This is a genomic window from Brevundimonas mediterranea (assembly GCF_011064825.1).
Lineage (GTDB): Bacteria > Pseudomonadota > Alphaproteobacteria > Caulobacterales > Caulobacteraceae > Brevundimonas > Brevundimonas mediterranea_A.
Genome location: NZ_CP048751.1, coordinates 493,842 through 514,963, shown reverse-complemented (window position 1 = coordinate 514,963; position 21,122 = coordinate 493,842). Strand labels below are relative to the sequence as shown.

21 protein-coding genes are annotated in these 21,122 nt (G+C 67.2%); 8 read left to right on the top strand and 13 right to left on the bottom strand.

Annotation, left to right across the window (positions count from 1 at the left end; all coding sequences use genetic code 11):
* The first annotated feature begins 111 nt into the window (after positions 1-111).
* From queC to GYM46_RS02545, 3 genes are read left to right on the top strand one after another with little or no spacing between them, the layout of a single operon-like run.
* Positions 112-843, top strand: a complete 732-nt coding sequence (queC, locus tag GYM46_RS02555; RefSeq protein ID WP_040349962.1) for a 7-cyano-7-deazaguanine synthase QueC — start codon at positions 112-114, stop codon at positions 841-843.
* Positions 840-1,475 (top strand): 7-carboxy-7-deazaguanine synthase, encoded by a 636-nt coding sequence (queE, locus tag GYM46_RS02550; RefSeq protein WP_008260496.1) that lies wholly within the window; start codon positions 840-842, stop codon positions 1,473-1,475. The genes queC and queE overlap by 4 nt, the downstream gene beginning before the upstream one ends.
* Positions 1,475-1,843: a 6-pyruvoyl trahydropterin synthase family protein gene (locus tag GYM46_RS02545; RefSeq protein WP_040349321.1), complete on the top strand. Its 369-nt coding sequence runs from the start codon at positions 1,475-1,477 to the stop codon at positions 1,841-1,843. The genes queE and GYM46_RS02545 overlap by 1 nt, the downstream gene beginning before the upstream one ends.
* Here GYM46_RS02545 and GYM46_RS02540 read toward each other — a convergent pair.
* From GYM46_RS02540 to GYM46_RS02520, 5 genes are all read right to left on the bottom strand, one after another.
* Positions 1,838-2,926, bottom strand: coding sequence for a M48 family metallopeptidase (locus GYM46_RS02540; RefSeq protein ID WP_008262299.1), 1,089 nt, complete (start codon positions 2,924-2,926; stop codon positions 1,838-1,840). The two genes, GYM46_RS02545 and GYM46_RS02540, sit on opposite strands and share 6 nt — an antisense overlap.
* A 1-nt stretch (position 2,927) precedes the next feature.
* A complete protein-coding gene (locus tag GYM46_RS02535) occupies positions 2,928-4,091 on the bottom strand; it encodes a YjgN family protein (protein ID WP_008263334.1) in 1,164 nt (387 codons plus the stop codon).
* 110 nt (positions 4,092-4,201) lie between these two features.
* Positions 4,202-4,894 carry an alpha/beta fold hydrolase gene (locus GYM46_RS02530; protein ID WP_008263687.1) on the bottom strand — a complete coding sequence of 231 codons (693 nt, stop codon included), beginning with the start codon at positions 4,892-4,894 and terminating at the stop codon, positions 4,202-4,204.
* A gap of 66 nt (positions 4,895-4,960) precedes the next feature.
* Entirely contained in the window at positions 4,961-5,236 is a 276-nt protein-coding gene (locus tag GYM46_RS02525; protein ID WP_008262499.1) for a hypothetical protein, read from the bottom strand.
* 67 nt (positions 5,237-5,303) lie between these two features.
* The gene (locus GYM46_RS02520; protein WP_008259201.1) at positions 5,304-6,161 is read right to left on the bottom strand and encodes an acyl-CoA thioesterase; all 858 of its coding nucleotides are present in this window, start codon (positions 6,159-6,161) and stop codon (positions 5,304-5,306) included.
* A gap of 213 nt (positions 6,162-6,374) precedes the next feature.
* Here GYM46_RS02520 and GYM46_RS02515 point away from each other — a divergent pair, with 213 nt between their 5' ends.
* Together GYM46_RS02515 and GYM46_RS02510 are read left to right on the top strand one after the other, a co-directional pair.
* Entirely contained in the window at positions 6,375-6,863 is a 489-nt protein-coding gene (locus tag GYM46_RS02515; protein WP_008262625.1) for a winged helix-turn-helix transcriptional regulator, read from the top strand.
* 61 nt (positions 6,864-6,924) lie between these two features.
* Positions 6,925-7,281 carry a hypothetical protein gene (locus tag GYM46_RS02510; RefSeq protein ID WP_008260841.1) on the top strand — a complete coding sequence of 119 codons (357 nt, stop codon included), beginning with the start codon at positions 6,925-6,927 and terminating at the stop codon, positions 7,279-7,281.
* 49 nt (positions 7,282-7,330) lie between these two features.
* On the opposite strand, the gene GYM46_RS02505 is transcribed toward GYM46_RS02510, so the two are convergent.
* Positions 7,331-8,548 carry an RtcB family protein gene (locus tag GYM46_RS02505; RefSeq protein WP_008262927.1) on the bottom strand — a complete coding sequence of 406 codons (1,218 nt, stop codon included), beginning with the start codon at positions 8,546-8,548 and terminating at the stop codon, positions 7,331-7,333.
* Positions 8,549-9,167: 619 nt separating this feature from the next.
* On the opposite strand from GYM46_RS02505, the gene GYM46_RS02495 reads away from it, so the two are divergent.
* The gene (locus GYM46_RS02495; protein ID WP_008259145.1) at positions 9,168-9,869 is read left to right on the top strand and encodes a helix-turn-helix transcriptional regulator; all 702 of its coding nucleotides are present in this window, start codon (positions 9,168-9,170) and stop codon (positions 9,867-9,869) included.
* Between the two features lie 56 nt (positions 9,870-9,925).
* Positions 9,926-10,273 (top strand): VOC family protein, encoded by a 348-nt coding sequence (locus tag GYM46_RS02490; protein ID WP_008263304.1) that lies wholly within the window; start codon positions 9,926-9,928, stop codon positions 10,271-10,273.
* 2 nt (positions 10,274-10,275) lie between these two features.
* On the opposite strand, the gene GYM46_RS02485 is transcribed toward GYM46_RS02490, so the two are convergent.
* Both GYM46_RS02485 and GYM46_RS02480 read right to left on the bottom strand, forming a co-directional pair.
* Positions 10,276-11,376, bottom strand: a complete 1,101-nt coding sequence (locus GYM46_RS02485) for a cytochrome-c peroxidase (protein ID WP_008261609.1) — start codon at positions 11,374-11,376, stop codon at positions 10,276-10,278.
* Between the two features lie 5 nt (positions 11,377-11,381).
* Entirely contained in the window at positions 11,382-13,883 is a 2,502-nt protein-coding gene (locus tag GYM46_RS02480; protein ID WP_156796406.1) for a TonB-dependent receptor plug domain-containing protein, read from the bottom strand.
* A 107-nt stretch (positions 13,884-13,990) separates the two neighbouring features.
* Here GYM46_RS02480 and GYM46_RS02475 point away from each other — a divergent pair, with 107 nt between their 5' ends.
* Positions 13,991-14,755, top strand: a complete 765-nt coding sequence (locus GYM46_RS02475) for an energy transducer TonB (protein WP_083793336.1) — start codon at positions 13,991-13,993, stop codon at positions 14,753-14,755.
* A gap of 3 nt (positions 14,756-14,758) precedes the next feature.
* Here the strand turns inward: GYM46_RS02475 and mnmA are convergent, their stop codons facing one another.
* The 5 genes from mnmA to GYM46_RS16755 form a co-directional block, all read right to left on the bottom strand.
* Complete coding sequence (mnmA, locus tag GYM46_RS02470; protein WP_040349329.1) at positions 14,759-15,970, bottom strand: tRNA 2-thiouridine(34) synthase MnmA; 1,212 nt, start codon at positions 15,968-15,970, stop codon at positions 14,759-14,761.
* Positions 15,971-16,062: 92 nt separating this feature from the next.
* Positions 16,063-16,347, bottom strand: coding sequence for a DUF1153 domain-containing protein (locus GYM46_RS02465; RefSeq protein WP_026108337.1), 285 nt, complete (start codon positions 16,345-16,347; stop codon positions 16,063-16,065).
* Between the two features lie 172 nt (positions 16,348-16,519).
* Positions 16,520-18,304 (bottom strand): flagellar hook protein FlgE, encoded by a 1,785-nt coding sequence (gene flgE / locus GYM46_RS02460; RefSeq protein WP_040349335.1) that lies wholly within the window; start codon positions 18,302-18,304, stop codon positions 16,520-16,522.
* A 46-nt stretch (positions 18,305-18,350) separates the two neighbouring features.
* A complete protein-coding gene (locus tag GYM46_RS02455) occupies positions 18,351-19,067 on the bottom strand; it encodes a flagellar hook assembly protein FlgD (protein WP_008263783.1) in 717 nt (238 codons plus the stop codon).
* 4 nt (positions 19,068-19,071) lie between these two features.
* On the bottom strand, positions 19,072-21,051 hold the full coding sequence (locus GYM46_RS16755; RefSeq protein WP_232216211.1) for a flagellar hook-length control protein FliK: 1,980 nt from the start codon (positions 21,049-21,051) through the stop codon (positions 19,072-19,074).
* Positions 21,052-21,122 lie beyond the last annotated feature (71 nt).

The window sequence follows — 21,122 nt, the reverse complement described above, 5'->3', positions numbered from 1 at the left end:
CACCCGGATTTTGCGCCGTCCGCCCCTCTGGTGTAGAAGGCCGCCCTGACCCATATGGGTCCCCATCCCTTTGTGCATGCGCGCGGCCGACCGGCCGACCGCAGATTCGTCATGAGCGTCATCCTGGAAAAGTCTCCGACATCGGCCCTGGTCCTGTTCTCCGGCGGGCAGGACAGCGCGACCTGCCTGGCCTGGGCGCTGGAGCGGTTCGAGCGGGTGGAGACGGTCGGCTTCGACTATGGCCAGCGCCATCGGGTCGAGATGGAGGCGCGCCAGGCGGTGCGCGCCGGCATGGGGGCGGCCCTGCCGCAGTACGCCGACCGGCTGGGCGACGACCATGTGGTGGATCTGACCGGCTATGGCCGGATCGCCGAGAGCGCCCTGACCGCCGACCGCAAGATCGAGATGGACGCGCGCGGCCTGCCGACGACCTTCGTGCCGGGGCGCAATCTGATCTTCCTGGTGGCTGCTGCGGCCCTGGCGGATCGGCGCGGGCTGGAGGTGCTGGTCGGCGGCATGTGCGAGACGGACTATTCCGGCTATCCCGACTGTCGCCACGAGACGATGGAGGCCATGGCGCGCGCCCTGTCTCTGGGGCTGGACAAGCCGGTGGTGATCGACACCCCGCTGATGTGGCTGACCAAGGGGCAGACCTGGGCGCTGGCCGAGCGGATCGGCGGCGAGGCTCTGGTCGAACTGATCATCGAGGACAGCCATACCTGCTATCAGGGCGACCGGACGCATCGGCACGCCTGGGGCTATGGCTGCGGCGAATGCCCGGCCTGCGAACTGCGCGCGGCGGGGTATGAAGACTGGGTCGCGTCCCAGGGCGTCGAGACGTGACCTATTCAGCCAAGGAAGTCTTTCTGACGGTGCAGGGCGAGGGCGGACAGGCGGGCCGGCCGGCCGTCTTCCTGCGCTTCGCCGGCTGCAATCTGTGGAGCGGGCGCGAGCAGGATCGGGCGAGCGCCGTCTGCAGCTTCTGTGACACGGATTTCGTCGGGACGGACGGCGACGGGGGCGGCAAGTTCGCCACGGCGGACCTGCTGGCCGACCATGTCGCGGCGATGTGGCGGGGGCGGGCGGGGGACCCGAAACTGGTGGTTTGCACCGGCGGCGAGCCCCTGTTGCAGCTGGACCCGCCGCTGATCGCGGCCCTGCACGCGCGGGACTTTGAGATCGCCATCGAGAGCAACGGCACCCTGGCGGCGCCGGACGGGATCGACTGGATCTGCGTCAGTCCCAAGGCGGACGCCGATCTGATCCAGGTCAAGGGCCAGGAGCTGAAGCTGGTCTATCCGCAGGCCAAGGCCCTGCCGGACCGGTTCGAACACCTCGCGTTCGAGCGGTTCTGGCTGCAGCCCATGGACGGCCCCGACCAGGCGGAGAACACCGCCGCCGCCATCGAATACTGCCTGACCCATCCCCAGTGGCGCCTGAGCGTCCAGACCCACAAGTATATCGGCGTCCGCTAATGCCCGTTTTCGAAATCACCAAACAGGCGACCTTCGACGCCGCCCACCATTTCCCCAACGAACCCGAGGGCAGCATCTATCGCCGCGTCCACGGCCATTCCTTCACGGTCGAGGCCACGATCCGCTCCGAGACTCTGGACGCCGAACACAACTGGGTCGCCGACCTGGGGGCGTTGGACCGGGCGCTGAAGGCGGCGGCGGAACAGCTGGACCACGGCATGCTGAACGAGCACGAGGGGCTGGAACTGCCCAGCCTGGAGAACCTGTGCCTGTGGTTCGCCAAGACCCTGAAGCCGGCCTGGCCTGGCCTGTGCCGGGTGCAGGTGGCGCGGCCGACGATCAACGAGCGGTGCGTGCTGAGCCTATAGGCCCAGATTGCGGCGGATCACGCGAAGCGTCGGGTCTTCCGCCTTGCAGGCCGATTTGACCTTACGCCAGTCCTCGGCGGACAGGGCGGGGGCGCCGGGGCGTTCCGCCTCGCGCGCCTCGCGGGCGCGACGGCCGGAGGCGGGGTGGGTGGCGGCGAACTCGGCCGCCTCGGCCAGCTTCTGATCCTCCATCTTCGACAGTCGGTCGAAGAAGGCGGCCATGCCCTTTGAACTGAAACCGGCGTCGTGCAGGAGCGCGCGGCCCCGTTCGTCGGCTTCGTGTTCGGCCGCGCGGCCGTAGCTGAGGTCGGTCGCCTGACCGGCCAGGATCACCGCCTGCTGGCCCGCGCCGGAGCCGCCGCCGACCACGGCGTCGAGGATCAGGCCCAGTCCCAGGCTGCGCCACACCGCCTGCATGACGTGTCGCTTCTCGACATGGGCGATCTCGTGGGCGACCACGGCCGCGACCTCGTCGGGGGTGTCGGCCGCGCGGATCAGGTCGTCGGTGACGACTATGGAGCCGCCGGGCAGGGCGAAGGCGTTGATCATCGGCGCCTGGACGGCGCGGATGCGGATGTCGAACACGGTGTCCGCGTTGGAGGCCAGCCGGTCGGTCATGGTCTGGAGGGCGGCCTGGCCCGCCTCGCCCTCGCAGCTGGGGAAGAGGGCGCTCATCTGCAGGTCGAAGTTTCGACCCATGTTGCGCTCGTATTCGACCGGCGTCGCCCGGGCGAGCGGACCCGACAGGGCCGGTATGCCGATGAAGACGAAGCCGGTCACGGCCGCCGCCACGACGGCGAGGGCCACGGCCAGGCGTCGCTCGCGCGAGCGGTCGCGGCGGGCGGTCTGTTTGGCCAGCAGACCGCCCGCCAGGGTCCAGTCGGATCGGGACACGACCAGCCGGGCGTCCAGCTCGGCGCTGTGCGACAGGCGGGCCTCGTTCGCCTCGAACGCCACCGACAGGCCCTTGGCCGGCCAGCGGCGCTCCTGGCCGTCGACCGACAGGATGACGGCCTCCGCGTCCACGGAGACGACGACCGGAAGAGATCGGGCACTCTCGCCGTCGTAGAAGCGGCCGTCCATCTCAGATGGCCGAGAAGCCGAAGGCGTCGGCCAGGCCTTCGCCCGAGCCGGGGCCGCGGCCGGTCTGGTGCGCCAGCCCGACCTTGGCCTTGCCGGCCGACTTCAGCCGCTGGACCAGGAAGCGCGCCGTCCGGGCCTGGGCCCAGGGCATGAGGAAGCCCAGGGTGACGATTATCAGGAACATGTTGCTGACCGTCAGCCACCACAGGGGCAGAGCCTTCACGTTCAGCACGAAGCCGGCGCTGTCCATCGTCACGCCATGGGCGACCGAACGCAGCATGGCGGCTTTGTAGGGCGCCCAGACCAGCAGGAAGATCGGCGCCAGAACCGCCATGGCGGCATAGACGCCGAGCAAGACCACAACATCGGGCGGTACGGGCGTATCGGGCGTCGGAGCGGGTTCAGCCTGGAGATGGGCGAACGCCACTCCGCTTACGACGACAACCAACAGGATATAGCTCACTGCCGTGCCGAACCAGCCGATGGCGTAGGCGCCGTAGACGCCCTTCTTTTCGGCGCGACCAATGCGGAAGGCCAGGCGGCGGTCGCCGAAGCGCAGTCCGTCCCAAAGGGATTCCGACAGCTTGCGCTCGGCGGTCGGCCAGAACCAGCCCAGGGTGATGCTGGAAAGCAGCAGATAGCCAAGGAAGTTGACGCCGTAGATGGCGGCGGACCCCGTGAGCCGGAATCGGATGCCGCGCCAGGTGGTGCGGCTGGCCATATAGCGGAAGGCGCTGAAGACGCCGAAGCCCCAGAGCCAGTAGATGAACAGATAGAGGGGCATGAGCATCAGCCCAAATAGGGCTGGGTGAAGGAACTGTCCGGCGAAGACCACCAGCAACAAGGGCGCGCCCAGGACGACCAGGGCCAGCAGGAAGCCGACGAACAGTTCGACCCCGCGACCGGTGTATTCGAAGGCCTCGTCGTTCAGCCGGACGCCGCTCCAGACGCGGCGACGCACCTCGGTCTTGCCCCAGAACCGCCAGAGGGTCAGGGTCACGATGTTCAGCAGGCCGTTCTTCAGGCTGAGGCCCAGGAATTTCGACGGCTGGAGCGTGGTGGAGAAGACCAGGGTCTCGGCGCCTTCGTCCGGGTCGGAAATTGGACCCAAGGCGTCATGAAGCGGACGCGCCAGAGTCGGCGCGTCTTCGGTGATGTCGGTCAAACTGTCCCCCTACAATGTCCCCTGTTCTGGATATCCGCAGACAACGCGAGGGTGCAATCGATTAAATCGAAAGCGGGCGCCATCGCCAGGGCTGCAGCCGACGGAGCGCCTCAGGCGGAGGCCCACTCCGCCAGCGCCGCATTGACCGCCTTGGGCTGCTCCAGCGTCGAGGCGTGGCCGCAGTCGGGGATGATGGCGAGGCTCGCGTCAGGGATGGCGTCGGCGATTTCCCGGGCGCGGTCCGGCGGGGTCAGCGGGTCGCGGTCGCCGACGAGGACGAGGGTCGGGACCCTGATGGCGGCGAGGTGTGGCCGAGAGTCGATCCGTTTTGTGATCGCGGCTTCCTGGCGGATGAAACCGTCTGATCCGACATCGCGGCCCATGCGGATCTGGATGTCGATCAGATCCTGACGGTCGCGATGGGCGGGGTGAAGCAGGTTGGGCGTGACCTGGGCGAGGACCGCTTCCAGTTCGCCGTTCCGGACCCGTTCGATAAGCAGGCGTCGGGCCTCGATCTGTTCAGGGGTGTCTGCACGGGCCGAGGTGTTGAGCAGGGCCAGTTTCATGACTCGTTCCGGCGCCTGGCGCAGGATCTCCATGGCGATATAGCCGCCCATGGAGATGCCGCCGAGCGCGAAGCGCGGCGGGGCGTCGCGCAGGATGGCGGCGGCCATGGCGGCGATGGTTTCGCCCTCCAGGGTCGAGGCGACGGTGACGGGTCCGTGGGGCCACAGGGCGACGGTCTGGGCAGTGAACATTTCGGCCGTGCAGGCGAGGCCGGGGATCAGGACGGTCGGGGTCATATGAGGACCGTATCACGACCTCTCCCGCCCGCGCAGGGGCCGAATGAGGCTGTGTGGCTCAGCCTGTCAGCAGCTCTTGCCCTGACGCTGCCGTTGTTCGCAGCGACGTTGGTCGCGCTCGTACTCGCGCTGTTCGCGTTCGCGGCGGGCGCGGGTTTCCTCGTCGGAGTTGGTGACGGCGTCGAAGCCGGCGCCGACGACCGCGCCGGTGGCCTTGGCCGTGCCGCCCACGACGGCGGCGGTTCCGCCGACCACGGCGCCGACGACGCAGCCCTGGAGTAGCAGGGCTGCCCCCAGCAGGACGGGGAGTGCGGCGGCGCGCAGGGGGCGGCGGTCGGTCATCGGAGGAGTCTCTCGTGATATGTGGAGCCTACAGCCGAATGGTGAACAGGGCCTGACCGTCGCCGGGTCAGGCCGTGCGTTGGGGGAGCAGTTTGCGCCGCTGTCGCGCGATGGCCAGCGGGGTTCCGTCCGCGCCCCAGGCGGTCGCCTCGTCCACTGTCCAGCCCAGGCCGAGGTCCAGCATCCGGAACTCGAAGAAGGCCCAGCCCTCGGGCGCTGTTTCAGGCGTCGGGTCGGTCAGGATGTCGATGCGCAGATCGACGGTGGTCATGGGCGCGGGCGTGGAGGAGGCGGTCCAGGCCGGGGGATAGAGGGCGTCCAGCAGATAGCAGAGCCCGACCTCGTCCAGCGGCCGTCGGTCGGCCATCCGCATCCAGGTGCGCTCGATCACCGGCTTGCCCCTATTGCCGCCCAGGATGTTGGGGCCGCCGTCGAACCGGTACTCGACGTGCTGGGCGAAGTGTGGCGACATCGGCCCCTGGATGGTGGCGGCGGGGTTCAGGCTGTCCAGCGGGGGCGGCGGCAGATGAAGCGGGGTCAGGGGCGTGGTGTCGCCGTCCAGTCCATAGGTCCCGGTGGCGTGATGGGTCATGCGGCCGTCCTGTTCCGCCTCGACCGCCGCATAGATGACATTGCGGCCGCCGCGCAGCAGGCGCGGACGAAAGGCGACCTGTTCACCGAACCGGGCCGCCGACAGATACTGGACCGACAGGGTGCGCAGCGGCGCGGTCAGGGACAGGCCCCGACGCATTGACTGGGCGCACAGGGCCGCCAGCAGGCCGCCGAAGGGGAAGCCCTTCTCCGGCGCCATGCCGGAAGGGCCGTTGGAGAAATGACCGGGCACGGGCGCCGACAGGCCGCCGTCGTCCAGGGTGTGGAAGGCCAGGGCGGCGTCGAGGGAGATGGGAGTCGTCATATGGGCCATGGGCGCGATCCTGCGTCAGGCGAAGAAGAGGCGGAAGGCTAGTTCTCAAGTTGCGCTACGCTTCGCGACTTGAGCGCAGAGCCCTCCGCCAGTCAAAGGAACAAGGTCGGCGAACCGGGAGGTCCGTCAGTCCGTTGCCAAACAAGACTGACTTAGCGGGTTCGGTTTGGCAACCCTCTTGCCAAGCGGCTGACGCGGGGTCACTTTTGTCGCATGGGACGCACCGCAGACTACAGCCGCCAAAGCTGCTCCATCGCCGCCACGCTGGAGGTGATCGGTGATCCGTGGACCCTGCTGGTCATCCGCGACGCCTTCAACGGGGTGCGCCGGTTCGAACAGTGGCAGGACAATCTGGGCGTGGCGCGCAACGTCCTGGCCGCGCGGCTGAAAAGCCTGGTCCAGCACGGGGTGCTGGAGCCGCGCCCCTATTCCGAGCGGCCGCCGCGCAACGAATATGTGCTGACCGCCAAGGGCAAGGACCTGTACGGGGTGCTGGTGACCCTGCACGGCTGGGGCGCCAAACACGTCTATGGCGAGACCGACTGCGGCATCGAAATGGTCCACTCGACCTGCGGCCATACGCTTACGCCGCGCATCGCCTGCGGCTGCTGCGGCGAGATCGTCAAGCCGAGGGAGATCGTGCTGACGCGCGCGGAGAACCGTCCAACGGTGGGGGATGTGATGCCGAAAGAAGCGGCTTAAGGAATTCGCCCGAGGGGACGAAATGCGAGGGCCGACAATCGAAGATGACGGGTGGCAGCTGTTGGATGCCCAAGAACGTCATCTGGAGTTTCCGGGCAGCTTTGAAATTCCGGATGAGCGGATACGGACCGCCTTGGTTGTCGGTGACTTCGCCAAGCTGTTGTTCAGCATTGGGACAACTGGCGAAGAGGGCGATCAAGAGACCGTGGAGCGGATGTGGGTCGTCGTTTCAGAGAGAGTGGAAGGGCGATACCTCGGTCTTCTCGACAACGAACCTGAGAGCATCGCCGAGAACGACCGGCTGTGGCGCGGGGTGGAACTGCCCTTCGGGCCAGAGCATGTGATCGACGCTCAAAGGGGCGATGCGGAGAGTGTGGCCTTGAGTAAGGGCGAGCCTTTGCGTCGCTGGCCTCGCTAGGCTCAGAACGACGAAAGCCGGCTCCACCCTGCGGCGGAACCGGCTCCCGTCATCCCTTGACGCACACCACCTGACGCAGGGTGTGCACGACCTCGATCAGGTCGGTCTGGGCCGCGATGACCGCGTCGATGTCCTTATAGGCCATCGGGGTTTCGTCGATCACCTCGGCGTCCTTGCGGCATTCCACGCCCTCGGTGGCGCGGACGTGGTCCTCGATCGTGAAGCGGCGCTTGGCTTCGGTCCGGCTCATGGCACGACCGGCGCCGTGCGAGCAGGTGCAGAACGAGTCCGCATTGCCCTTGCCGCGCACGATGAAGGACTTCGCCCCCATAGAGCCGGGGATGATGCCCAGTTCGCCGTCCTTGGCCGACACGGCCCCCTTGCGGGTCAGGAAGACGTCCTTGCCGAAATGCTTCTCCTTCGAGACGTAGTTGTGGTGGCAGTTCACCGCCTCCTGCGTCGTCTCCAGATCCGGCCAGAAGGCCTTCAGCACCCCGAGCACGCTGTCCATCATCACCTCGCGGTTGGCGCGCGCGTACTTCTGCGCCCACGACACCGCCCGCACATAGTCGACGAAGCCGTCCGTCCCTTCCGGGAAATAGGCCAGGTCCTGGTCGGGCAGGTTGATGTGCCAGCGACGCATCTCGTGCTTGGCCCGTTCGATGAAATAGGTCCCAAACCGGTTGCCCACGCCGCGCGAGCCGGAGTGCAGCATCACCCACACGTCGCCCGCCTCGTCGAGGCACAGCTCGATGAAGTGGTTGCCCGTGCCCAGGGTGCCCAGGTGGCCGAAGCCGCGCGGGTGCGCCGCCTTAGGGTGCTTTTCCACCACGGCGTCATAACCCGCCTTCAGATCGGCCCAGCGCGTCACGGCCGAGGCCGGTGGTTCGGCGGCCCAGGCGCCCTTGTCGTTGCGCCCGCCATTGTCGGTGCGGCCGTGCGGAACGGCGGCCTCGATGGCGGAGCGGATGGCCGACAGGTCGTCGGGCAGGTGTTCGGCGCGGATCGAGGTCCGCACCGCCATCATGCCGCAGCCTATGTCCACGCCCACGGCGGCCGGGATGATGGCCCCCACGGTCGGGATCACCGACCCCACCGTCGCGCCCATGCCCCAGTGCACGTCGGGCATGACCGCGACGTGTTTGTGGATGAACGGCAGCGAGGCCACGTTCTTCAGCTGTTTCAGCGCCGCATCCTCGATGGGCACCCCTCGGGTCCACGCCTTGATCGGCGCGCCCGAGCCTTCGATCACGTCATAGCCTGACATGGCCGACGTCTCCTTCTCTGTCTGTGATCCTCCCGGACCGGACGGAGAGACGTCGCTTGCGGATACAAGAAACCCCTCCGGCCGGTGGCGGGAGGGGTTGCTGGAAAACCGAAGTCGATGACCGGTCGTTCCCTACCTACCCCTCACGCATGCGCATTCGCCCTGGACCGGCAGTCGGTCCAAGCCCTTGGGCGCATTCATGGGGACGTAGTGGGTGAACATGGGTCTCTCGTCTTCGGAGGTGGGGCGTTTACACTTCGAAGTCCGCCTGCACAACCCCGCCGGGCGCGAGGGGGCACAAGAGACCCGCGACCATCACCCCTCCGGCGTGAGGAACACCGGGTTGGCGTTGAACCACAGGTCGCTCCAGGGGTCTTCGCCGGCGGTGTCGGGCGTGGGCTCAAGCTCGGCGCCGTTGGTGCCGCGCACGCGGATGTAGCGGGGCGTGGACGAGGCGGGGAGGGTGTGGCGGATGGTGACGACCTCGCCGTCGCGGGTCCAGTCGGCGACGGTGAAGCGGCGTTCGACCCGGGTGGAGGGGTTGTGGTCGGCGCCCCCGACGAGGTTGAGAGAGATGGATGCTGCCGCTTTCTGGCAGCAGGTCTGCTAGGATCGCGACGTGTCCCGGTCCGAACGCCTGCTCGATCTTCTGAACGCCCTGCGGCGGCGTCGCCGGCCGGTCAGCGGCCGTGCGCTGGCCGAGGAGACGGGGGTCAGTCTGCGCACCCTGTATCGCGACATCGCCAGCCTGCAGGCCCAGGGGGCGACGATCGAGGGGGAGCCGGGGGTCGGCTATGTGCTGAAGCCAGGCTTTCTGCTGCCGCCGCTGATGTTCACGCCGGAGGAGGTGGAGGCCCTGGTGCTGGGCTCGCGCTGGGTGGCCGACCGGGCCGATGCGCGGATGCGTGAGGCGGCGCTGGGCGCGCTGGCGCGGATCGCGGCGGTGGTGCCGCCGGACCTGCGCGACGAGATGGAGACCTCGGCCCTGCTGGTCGTGCCGGGCGCGCCCTTTCCGACCGATCTGGTCGATCCCGCCCTGCTGAGGAAGGCGATCCGCACCGAGCGGCGGCTGAGGCTGTGTTATCGCGACGAGGCGGGGGCGGCGTCGGAACGAGTGGTCTGGCCCTTCGCCCTGGTCTTCTTCGACCGGGTCCGGCTGCTGCTGGCCTGGTGCGAACTGCGGCAGGATTTCCGCAGTTTCCGCACCGACCGGATCGTCGAGGCCGAGGTGACGGAGGCGCGCTATCCCACCTCGCGCCAAGCCCTGCTGAAGACCTGGCGCGAGGCGCAGGAAAAACGGGGTGAGGCGGGATCATGCTGACAGGAACTGGCAGTAGTCCGGTCTAGGTTTGTTCTCGTAGAAGGCGGAGGGCGAACATGACTGACATCGACGACATTCTTCTGGCGGTGGCCGACCCCGAGGCCAGCGCCCGCTTCTATTCGGGCCTTCTGGGGCGCCGGCCCCTGATGGCGGGGCCGGACCGCGCCCTGTTCATGATGCGCTCGGGTCGAGCGCTGGGCCTGATGCGGCGGGCCCCTGCCGATGCGGGCGAGGGGCGCGAGCTGGAGTTCCCGCTCGACGACCCGGCCGCCGTCGAACAGGCCCATATCGACTGCTGGGACCGGGGCGCGCGCATCCTGATCCCGCCGATGGAGATGGAGGCCGGGCGCGGCTTCGTGGCGCGCGACCCGGACGGGCATCGGCTGAGGGTCTACGCCGTCTGAGGCTAAAGCGCTTCCAGGAAAGCGACGAGGTCGGCGCGCTCCTGTGGCGCCAGGTTCCGTTTGACCAGTAAGGGATCGGTGGTCGGGAATAGGGGATCATCCTTCTGGTCCAGGGCGGGACGGGGGCGGGCGCCGCCGGCGTCGTAGAAGGCGACCACGCCCTCCAGCGTCGGGAACAGGCCGTTGTGCATCCAGGGGCCGGTGCGGTTCACGTTCAACAGGGACGGGGTCCGGAAGGCGCCGACGTCGGCGGGGTCGCGGGTGACCTCGTAGCGGCCCAGATCCTGGCGGGCGCGGCCGTAGAAGCTGAGGCCCAGATTGTGGAACTTCTGGTCGCTGAGCAGGGGGCCGGAGTGGCAGTTGGCGCAGCCGGCCTTGGTGCGGAACAGGTGCAGGCCGCGCAGCTGTTGATCGTTCAGGGCGTCGCTCCGGCCGGCCAGGAAGCGGGCGTAGGGGCTGGGGCGGGGCTTCAGGGTGCGCTGGAAGGCGGCCAGGGCCTTGGCGATCCGGTCGGTCGTGACCTCGGGCGAGCCGAAGGCCTGGGCGAAGGGGGCGGCGTAGGTCGGGTCGGCGGCGATGCGGGCCGTGACCGCCGGCAGGTCGGCGGCCATCTCCCTGGCGTCGACGATGGGGTGCAGGCTCTGCTCCTCCAGCGTCCTGACCCGGCCGTTCCAGAACAGGCTGGTCGCCCAGGCGGCGGTCGCGACCGAGGGGGCGTTGCGCCGTCCCCTCTGGCGGTCATGACCGAAGGAGGTGCGGAGGCCGTCGGCGAAGCCCAGTTCCCGCGCATGGCAGGAGGCGCAGGCGATCTGGCCCGAGGCGGACAGTTTCGGATCGTCGAACAGGCGCTGGCCCAGGGCGGCCTTTTCCGGCGTGGTCGGATTGTCGGCCGGCTCGGGCGCCGGGGGCAGGGGGGCGAACTCGGCGAAGGTCGCGCCCTCTTGCAGGAGCGGGCGAGGCCAGGTCTCGGGGCCGCCGGCGTAGGCGAGGCGAAGCTCGGCGTCGCTGGACGGCGTCTGGACGCGCGAGACCGCCGCCCCCACGCCCAGATGAAGCGCGAGGACGGCGACGACGAGGGCGGTGATGTCGCGGGCGGGTTTCAAGGTCTTCAGTACTTGTATTTCAGCGAGACCCAGAGGTTGCGGCCCAGCTGGTAGGGCTGGCTGGTCGAGGTCGAGTTGTTGTTCCGGATCGTGTCGAAGAGGTTGTTGACCCGCAGGTCCAGGGTCGTCGTGCCGAACTGGGTGCGGGCGATCTCGGCCTGAAGCGACAGATTGGCGTCGATGGAGGCGTCGTAAGTGATCGGGCCATAGACGGCGTAGCGGGCGCCATCGACGGTCATGGTCTCGCCGGTCGCCTCGACGCGTGAAAACTCGTCGCGGAAGCGGGCATTGAGATTGGTCTGGACCCGCCCGCCCATCCAGGACGAACCCCAGTCTGCATTGATGACGATCGGCGAGGCGAAATCCTCGCGCTGGTTGTCGGACAAGGCTTCGAACAAGGAGACGATCCGGCCGTTGTAATAGACCAGCTCAGCGCCTTCGAGATCGTCGCTTTCTTCGAAGAAAGTCAGGTTGGTCGATTGGGCGCGCGAGAAGTTGGTGTTCAACGCAAGGCTATGACGTCCGAAGTCTCGGTTCCATTCTAGCGAAAGGCCGCGATAGTCGGAGTGCCCGTCATTGTTCGGCGTGGTCACCAACCGTGAGCGGGTTTGGCCCAGTTCGTTGACATAGTTCTCACGGACGGCCGTCGTGGAGAACTGATCCTTGCCGTCGCGGAGTATGCCCTTGATCCGATAGCGACCTCCCAGAAGATCGCCCTGGATGGCTGCAGTCAGTTCGTCGGAATACGGGGTGGCGAGATCATATTGGGAAAAGCGGGTCGCTGTGGTGTCGCCAGTCTGAAACCATGTGTCGCCCCAGACGCCGTCGACGGCTTCACGTTCATACTGCAGGGTCTGCAGGCCGTTCTCGCGCACCGCATAGCCCAGGAAGGATTGGCGATAGTAGCGGTTCGCCCCGATTGTCGCCGTCATGCCCCACCAGGGCAGGTCGCGGGCGACCGACAAGCGCGGCGCTATGTTGTGGTTCTCGAGATAGGTTTCATAATCGTACCTCAGGCCGGCCCGGACCTGGAAGCCCGACCAATCGAAGGCATACTCGCTCCATAGTCCGTAGGTTTGCACTGCGGTTTCGCTGCGATAGGCCTGATAGACTTGATGACGGGTCAGGACATACGAACCGGTCACACAGGTCAGCGAATCCTCGTTAGGATCGGCGCAGACAATGTCAGAGGATACGACGCCAGTTTGCCAGTTGTGATTGGTCTGCGGGCGATTCTTCATCACCTCGGTTTGGGCGAAATCCAGGCCCAGCTTCAGCTCGCCGCCGCCCAACGGCTGACGCCAGTCCGCCTTCAGCCCGTAATCCTTCTGGTTTTGGTCGATGTCGCCCAAGCCGCCGGTCGTGCAGGCGGGGTTGGTGCACCAATCGATCTCCTTAGCCTTGCTCGGCAGGCTGTACTGGACATCAGGGGCTTCGCGGCCGCTGTCCAGATCGGCATAGCTGAGCTGGACGCTCCAGTCGGCGTCGCCGCGCCGACCGCGCAACCGCCCCTTGGTGGTCAGTCCGCCACCCTGTTGATACATCAGGGCGTTGATCGCGACGAGAGAGGCATTGGTGCTTTCATAAGGGCTCCAGTTGATCTGGCCGTCGAAGGTCAGATCGTCGGCGATGTCGTACTCCGCCTTCAGCAGGAAATTCTCCGCCTTGCTGGACTGGCCGAAGGTTCGGTCCACGTATTTAGCGTTTCGATAATAGGTGACATCGGAGTCGGAATAGCTGTAGGCGGCGAGCAGACGCAGCCGTTCGCTGACGGGGAGATCGACGGTAAAGCCGTAACGGCTCTTCTCGTAATCAGGCGCTTCCGGCGTGTCGTCGCCAAGTTCGCGGCGGACCGAATCCGGCATTCGGAAGCTGGCCATGTCGGTCCGGGTCATGCCGTAATAGGCGGTGACGCCGAAGACTGCGGCCGGCGCGCGGGTCTCTACATCGACCACTCCGCCGAGGAAGCCGCCATACTCGGCTGAGATGTTAGAATCGAGCAGGGTGATCTTTCCGATCAGGCTGGAATCGACCCAAGCGCCCTGAGGCGAGCCCCCGGCGACTTCATCGATAGCCAGAGGATTGCCGGCGTTATACAGGCGCGAGTTCACGCTGATCCCGTCCAGAATGAACTGGTTGTCCAAGGGACTGGCGCCAGCGATTGATATCTGCGCCGGACGGATGTCCTGGACGCCTTCGCGTGTCGCCATGCCCTCGTCGTTGCTGAACTGCACCGTTGGAGCCAGCTTCAGCAGCTGATTTCCGTCGCCGGAGCCGGGCGCGCGGTCGCGAACCGATTCAGCGCTGAAGGTGGTCTCGCCGGAGTTGATCGCGGCGCCGTAACTGTAGGCGGTGGAGGCGCGGGATTCGTCCGTGACGACGACGGTGGGTATGGCGGCGTCGGCCTGGTCTGTCCGGCTCTGCGTTTGGCCCGGCGCCTGAGCCTGTGCAGCGCCTGCAAGCAGCAAAGCCGCTGCGCTGGCGGATGAAACGAGTGCGATACGCATGGTGATGATCCCCAAACCCACTGAGCGGAGGCGGGGTACGCCTGGCTAAATTGAATTGCAACTCATTATCAGTTGCGTTCTCAGCAATCCGGTTTTATGCGCCCCTCATGCCGCCTGAGTATGTATCTCCGCTCGCCAAGGCAGCGACCGGGGTGGTCGTTGCGGTCGTCCAATTGGGTCTGTTGTCGATGCTGGCGGTCGGGTCTGTTCACCCGCCGACGCCCGATCAGGGCGGGGCGCCGGTGATCGAACTGACGCTGTCGCCGCGCGCGGCCTTCGACAGTGTCGATGGATCGACAGAGGCGGCGGCTTCCAAGGGGGGCGACCATCCCAAGGCTGCGCATGAACCCGAGGTCCAGACCGCGCCCGTCCGACCGGCGCCCAGGCCGTCGCTGACCCTGTTTCCAACATTTCAAACGACGCCCATAGCCCTGACGTCCGCCGTTTCGGAGCCGCTGGTTTCGTTTCAGGCGGAGGGCGGATCGGAAGCTGAACCGGGACCCGATGGGGCGCAGGACCTGCGGCGGGGCCTGACCGGGGGCGGTGCGGCGGCTACGTCCGGCGCCAACGGGGGCGCCCAGGTCGACGACTATTACGCCCAGGTTCTGCGCTGGGTGGAGACGCACAAGCGGCACCCCGGGGGCGTCACGGGCCTGGTGACGGTGGCCTTCACCCTGGATCGCCGGGGGCGTGTCAGCGACGCGCGCATCTTGTCGAGCAGCGGTCGAGCGGCGCTGGACGCCGCGACCCTGAGCCAGATCAGGGCCGCCGAGCCCTTTCCCCCGCCCCCTGCCGGCACGGCCTGGCGGACGCGCGAGTTCCGCGTGCGGCTGGACTATCGCCCGCGCGAGGGCGGGCGCGACGCCCGTTGAGGCTCAGACCGCGACCGCCGTCGTGTCGCGGATGAAGCCGCCGCCCAGAACGCGGTCGGGGTCGTCCGGGTCGTACAGGGCGCAGGCCTGGCCGGGGGCGACACCTTCCTCGCCTTCGTCGAAGACGACGCAAACCTGATCGTCGATCAGGATCAGGCGGGCGGGCGAGGGCGGGCGGGTCGAGCGGACGCGGGCCAGGACCGGCAGGTTCGCCTGGGCCGCCTCCATGATGGTGGCTTCGTCGCCCAGCCAGTTGGTTTCTTCCAGCGTCAGGGACGCGGTCAGCAGGGCTTCGCGCGGGCCGACGATGACGCGGCGGGTTTCGGGCTCCAGCTTGACGACGAACAGGGGCTCGCCCACGGCGACGTTCAGGCCCCGGCGCTGGCCGATGGTGTAGTCGGTGATGCCGGCGTGGGTTCCCAGCACGCGCCCGTCCATGTGCACGATCTCGCCGGCCTCGCGCCCCTGAGGACGCAGCCGGTCGATCAGGGTGCGGTAGTCGCCGGACGGCACGAAACAGATGTCCTGGCTGTCCGGCTTGGCGGCGATCTTCAGCCCCAGTTCGGCGGCGACGCCGCGCACCTGGGGCTTTTCCAGATCGGCCAGGGGGAAGCGCAGATAGTCAAGCTGGTCCTGGGTGGTGGCGAACAGGAAATAGGACTGGTCGCGCGAATGGTCGATCGCCTTGCGCATCTGCGAGCGATTGCCGACCGCGGCGCGGCGGACATAGTGGCCCGTCGCCATGGCCTCGGCGCCGAGGTCGCGGGCGACGTCCAGCAGGTCGCGGAACTTGACCGTCTGATTGCAGCGGATGCAGGGGACCGGGGTCTGGCCCTTCAGATAGGAGTCGGCGAACTGATCGATCACCGCGTCCTTGAACCGGCTTTCATAGTCCAGGACATAGTGGGGAATGCCGATCATCTCGGCCGCCAGGCGGGCGTCGTGGATGTCCTGGCCCGCGCAGCAGGCGCCCTTCTTCTTCAGCGCCGCGCCGTGGTCGTAGAGCTGCAGCGTGACGCCGACGACGTCATAGCCCGCCTTGTGCAGCAGGGCGGCGACGACGGTGGAGTCCACCCCGCCCGACATGGCCGCGACGACGCGCGCCCCGACCGGCAGGCCGACCGCCGCCCGCGCGCTCTCGACCGCCGCATCCATGTCGGTGCGGCGAATGTCAGGAACGGGGCAGATGTCTTCGACCAGGGTCATTGCCGCCATTTAGTGCGGAACCGGCGCGATTTCGAGGCCGGCCAACGAAAAGGGCCGCACCCGTCGCCGGATGCGGCCCTCGTCGTCTTCGGGGGGAACCCTTAGGAGCGGTAGCTCTGGATCCGCGTCGTGCGCAGACCCTGCATGCCCCATTTGTCGATGGCCTTCTGCCAGGCGAGGAATTCTTCCGCCGTCAGGCGGTACTTCGCCAGGGCGTCGTCAAGACTCAGCAGACCGCCGCGAACGGCGGCGACGACCTCGGCCTTGCGGCGGATCACCCACCGGTCCGTATTGGACGGCGGCAGATCGTTCAGGGTCAGGGGCGTGCCAGTCGGTCCGACCACGTATTGTTCGCCTTTGCTATTCAGGCGTCGCTCTTGCAACATGGGCTTATGCCTCTTTCACCAACACCGTAGTGTCATGAATGTAGGCCACCCCCGCTAAGGTCGGTTTAAGGGTCGTGGTGAAGGAACTGATAAAACCCGTCCCTCCCCAAACCATTTTGTAAACCTTGCTTGAACGACGATTCATTGAGACTAACGCTTACTTACTCGCCGATCAGCGTTTGATGTTGATCAGTTCGGCGAGCATTTCGTCCGCCGTGGTGATGATCTTTGACGAGGCGGAATAGGCCCGCTGGGTGGTGATCAGGCCGGTGAATTCGGCCGACAGATCGACGGTGGACGATTCCAGCTGTTGGGCTGCGATCGTGCCGGCGCCGCCGGTTCCGGCCGCCTTCAGGTTGAAGGTGCCGCTCTCCAGGCTGACGGCGTAGGCGTTGCCGGACACCTCTTTCAGGCTGTCGGGGCTCGGGAAGGTGGCGATGGCGACCTGGGCGATGCGGCGCATGACGCCGTTGTCGAAGATCGCGGTGACGAAGCCGCTTTCATCAATGGTGATCTCGCTCAGATTGCCGAAGGCCGTGCCGTTGGTGACGGTCGACTGCACCACGGACGCGGTGTTCAGCTGGCTGAGCCCGCCGGCGGAGGTGTTGAGGTCCAGCATCACCGTCTGGGCGGCGATGCCCAGGCCGTCGGCCCATTTGACCTTGCCGTTGTCCAGCGGGTCGGCGGGATCGATCGTGTTATTGGGGTCTGACTCCAGGAAGGAGAGGGTCGCCTGGGTCGGGTCGTCGAACAGACCCGTGCCGGCGGGCCAGCTCTGCATGGTCTCGACATCGAGGCGGCCCGAGGGTGTGAAGGCGATCAGGCCGGTCTTGATCTGGCCGTTCGAGTAGGGGGCGCCGGTCACTACGTCATCGGCCGGCGCCGAGACGATTTCAGCATACCACTGGTTCGGTTCGGCGCTTTTCAGGAAACGAATCTCAAGATTGCGCTGGCCGCCCTTGGAGTCAGACACCGGGATGTTCATCTTGAAGTCCGGCTTGACGCCCGCCGGCGTGTCGTCGTCGGCGTTGTACATCGCCATGGAGTTGACGGAGGGGTCGTATTTGGTCTGGGCGACGCCGTTCGTCGCCATGCCGATTTCCGCGAAGTCGATCGCATAGGGCGTGCCGTTGACGGGCGGCGTGCCGCTGGTCGGGGTGATGGTCAGGGTGGTGGCGTTCGCCGTCGCCGATCCATTGGCGCTGGAAGCGGCGCTGGGAACGAAGCCAGTCAGGGCGCCGGTCGCGTCGTAGGTGGCCGTGCCGACGATCTTGGTGATGCCTGACTTCAAAGTGACTTCAAACGTATTGGCCCCGGTTCGCTTATAGCCGACAGTGATGTCGTGCTTGACTGGCGGAACAGCGGCGTCTTCGACGCCGTTGTAGTTGGTGGGAGCAGCGGGGCTGGATACGGCCTGGGTCGAGCGCAGATTGGCGTTGATCTGGACGCGGGTGGTCGGCTCGGCCGTGCCGCCGACCGAGCCGATATTCACCGAGCGCAAGCGCGACAGGTCGGACGGGTCGGTCGCGATCTCCCCGTTGGAATCCACCGGCCAGCCCTGCAGGTAAAGGCCGGCGCTGTTCTTCAAATAGCCCAGGTTGTCGACGCGGAAGGCGCCTGCGCGGGTGAACAGGCGGGTGTCCGTGGCGCCGACGTTTTCGGCCTGGGTCGTGGTGACGAAAAAGCCCTGTCCACTGACGGCGAGATCCGTGCTGGCGGTCGTGCGCTGGAGCTGGCCTTCCTGGCTGACGAAGGCCCGGGTGTTGGCCATCACGCCGCCCGCCGAATAGGAACCGCCGGCGCGGGTCTGGCTGTTGACCAGGGTCTGGAACTCGCCCTGCGAGCGTTTGTAGCCGACGGTGTTGACGTTGGCGATGTTCTGCGAGATCGCCGCCAGGGCGGCGGAGTTGGCGGCCAGGCCGGACACGCCGGCCAGCATTGCGCTGTTCAAGCTCATGAAGACGCTCCTTGAATGGAATTCATCGGGAAGGCGGCGGAGCGCATCATGCGGCCGCCTCCTCGGTCGGGACGTCCGGATTCTCCGTATCGTCGTTGCTCGGTTTGTCGGCGATCTCGTTCAGCGAGATCACGGTCGAGAGGGGGAGTATGGTCTCGCCGACCACCAGGTACGGTTCGCCATTATACATTTCGACGCCCTTGACCCGGCCCTGGGTCAGAGCCTGGCTGGCGACGTTGGCGTTCTTGGAGTCCATCGCCGAGACCTTCAGCGTATAGACGCCTTCCGTCAGGACTTCGCCGCCACTCGTCTTGCCGTCCCAGGTGAAGGAGTGAAGTCCTTGGGATTTGTCGGGCGCCGGACCTTCCCAGACGACCTTGCCCTTGCTGTCCAGGACCTTCAGCGTGGCGGCGGCGGCGTCGGACGCCAGTTCGTAGTTCCAGTCCGCCTTGCCGTCCTTCAGTGTCGTGGCGGACCAGGCCGCGGTCACTTCCTTGCCGATATAGGCGGCGGCGTTGTTCAGATTGCCCGACTGAGCCGCGACCAGGCTGGTCAGCAGGTCGTTGGTCAGCAGTTGCTGCTCCACACCGGCCATCTGGGTCAGTTGGGCGGTGAACTCGTTGGAATCGAGCGGCGACAACGGATCCTGGTTCTTCATCTGCGTGGTCAGCAGGGTCAGGAAGGTCTCGAAGTTCGAGGCCAGCATCGTCGTGCCGCTGTTCAGGCGGCCGGAGGCGTCGACGGAGGAAACGGCGGTGGCCATGGGGTCAGACCCTCACATCGACGCGGTCGCGCGTCTGGGAATGGTTGGTCCAGGCGCCCTGGGGCGGCGCAATGGAAAGATCGGCCTGGGCGGTCAGGCGCGCGCCGCGTGCGAACAGGCTCTGGTGCTGCTGCTGCTGGCGGTCGAAACCGCCGCCGGACGAGGTGTCGCGTTGGGTGAAGTCGAGCGAGTCGCTGGCGAGTTGGAAACCGGCGTCCTGAAGCTGGCGACGCAGTTCGTCGGCGCGGCCGCGCAATTCGGCGGCGGCGGCCGGATTGTCGAAGGCCAGGCGTGCGGCGAGCCGGCCGTCGGCGCCGATCTCCAGGCTTACGTCCACCCGACCCAGATCCTCTGGCGTCAGCACCATGTCGAAGCGGGTGGAGCGTCCCTCAAGCTTGCGGGCGATCTGGGCGGCGAGATGGGCCGTCGTCTCGACGGTGGCGCGCGACAGGGACGAGGCGCTGGTCGTCTGGGTCGTGGTCGTCGCCGCATCGAGCGCGCGGGCTTCCGTGGCGCCATCGACAGGCGTGGCCGGGTCAAGCGACGTCATGGCCGCATCGAGGACCGGAACGGTCCCGGTCGGCGCGGCTTCGGTCGAGGCGGCGTTCTGGGCCGGGGGCGGCGTTGCGTCCGCCATGGCGATGTGGTCGCCGAGCGCGGGTTGCGCCACGTTCTGACCTTGGCTCGCCTCGGCGGGCGCGGGCTTGGTCGAGGTCGGGTTGGGTTGGGCGGCGTTCGTCACGGGCGTCGTCGCCGCCTTGGCGGGCGCGCTTTCAGCCGGTTGCGATGTCGCGATGACCGGCGCGGACCCTGTGTCGGACGGTTCCGTCGGGACCTCGACTTTGGCGTCTATGGCCTTAACCGCTTCGGCGACCGCCAGGCTCGAGATTACCGCGACCGTCTGGACGGGCTGCGCCACGAGGTTGGCCGACTGGATCGAGACCTTTACGTCCATCTTCGGCGCGGCGGTCTCGACTTTGGGAGAAACGGCGCTGGCGCCGGCGGATTGAACGGGTTCCGAGACCGGCTTTGTCGCCGCCTTTTCGGCCGGCTTCACGATAGAGGCGTCGGCCGCCACGGCCGATTTGTCGGGGGCCGAGGCTGAAGCGTTCTTTACGTCAGCCGAAGCCTGTCCCGTCATCCCCGATTCCGGCAAAGACGTCTGCGTCGTCACGCCGTCCTTGGCGGTGGGCGGAGATGACGCAGCGGCGTGGACTTGCTGCGCGGCCAGAGCGGCGAGTGTCTGGTCGACATCAGGGGCGACGGGCGCCGCCGCAGCCGCTTCGTGATTCTGGGCGAGGCTCTGTTCGTGCGCGGAGGTCTCTGCCGAGCTGTTGATCGCGGTCTGCGCGGGGGCGTCCGGGATCGGCGATGGCGCAGGCGTCGCCTCGACCAACGCGGTTTCGGTCGCGGCCGTCGCGTTCTGCTGAGCGGAGGGCTCAACGGTCACGCCTGCCGCAGCGCCCTGTTCAAGGGCCGCTGTCGTCTGGCCAACGCTTGCGTCCTCGGCAGCCGCTGTTTCAAGCGACGGTTCGGACGTTGTGGTCGGCGCAACAATGGGGGCGGCCACAGGAGCCGAATGCGGGAGAGGAGGTTGAGGCGCAGCCGCGAGGTCGGAAGGTGCGACGGGCGTATCCGTCTGTTCGGTGTCGGGCGCGGCGTCGGGGGCGGCGTCTGAGGTCGGCGCTTCAACGGCGATCAAGGCGTCAGGTGCGACGTCCACCGCTTCCGCCAGGGCGGGAGAGGCGTCGGACGTCTCGGCCGCTTCCATCTCCGGGTTGGAGATCACCGGGAGCGAGAGGCGGCCCGGCGTCCGATGTGCAGCTTCGGCCTTTGCGGCGTCTGCTTTTACGCCCTGGATGGCGTCGGCCAGGTTCGAGGAGAACAGGCTGGCGGTCTCGCTGTCCGTGGCGCCCGGTGCAGCAGCGGCCGATCCGGCGGAGGCCGGAGGCGCGGAGGCGAACATGGCGAATGCGGACGGCATGAGAGGCAGGCGACCTTCAGGGCTGGGCGGCGCCTGCTGCGCCTGGTTCTTCCAACAGCCCGTCGCAAGGG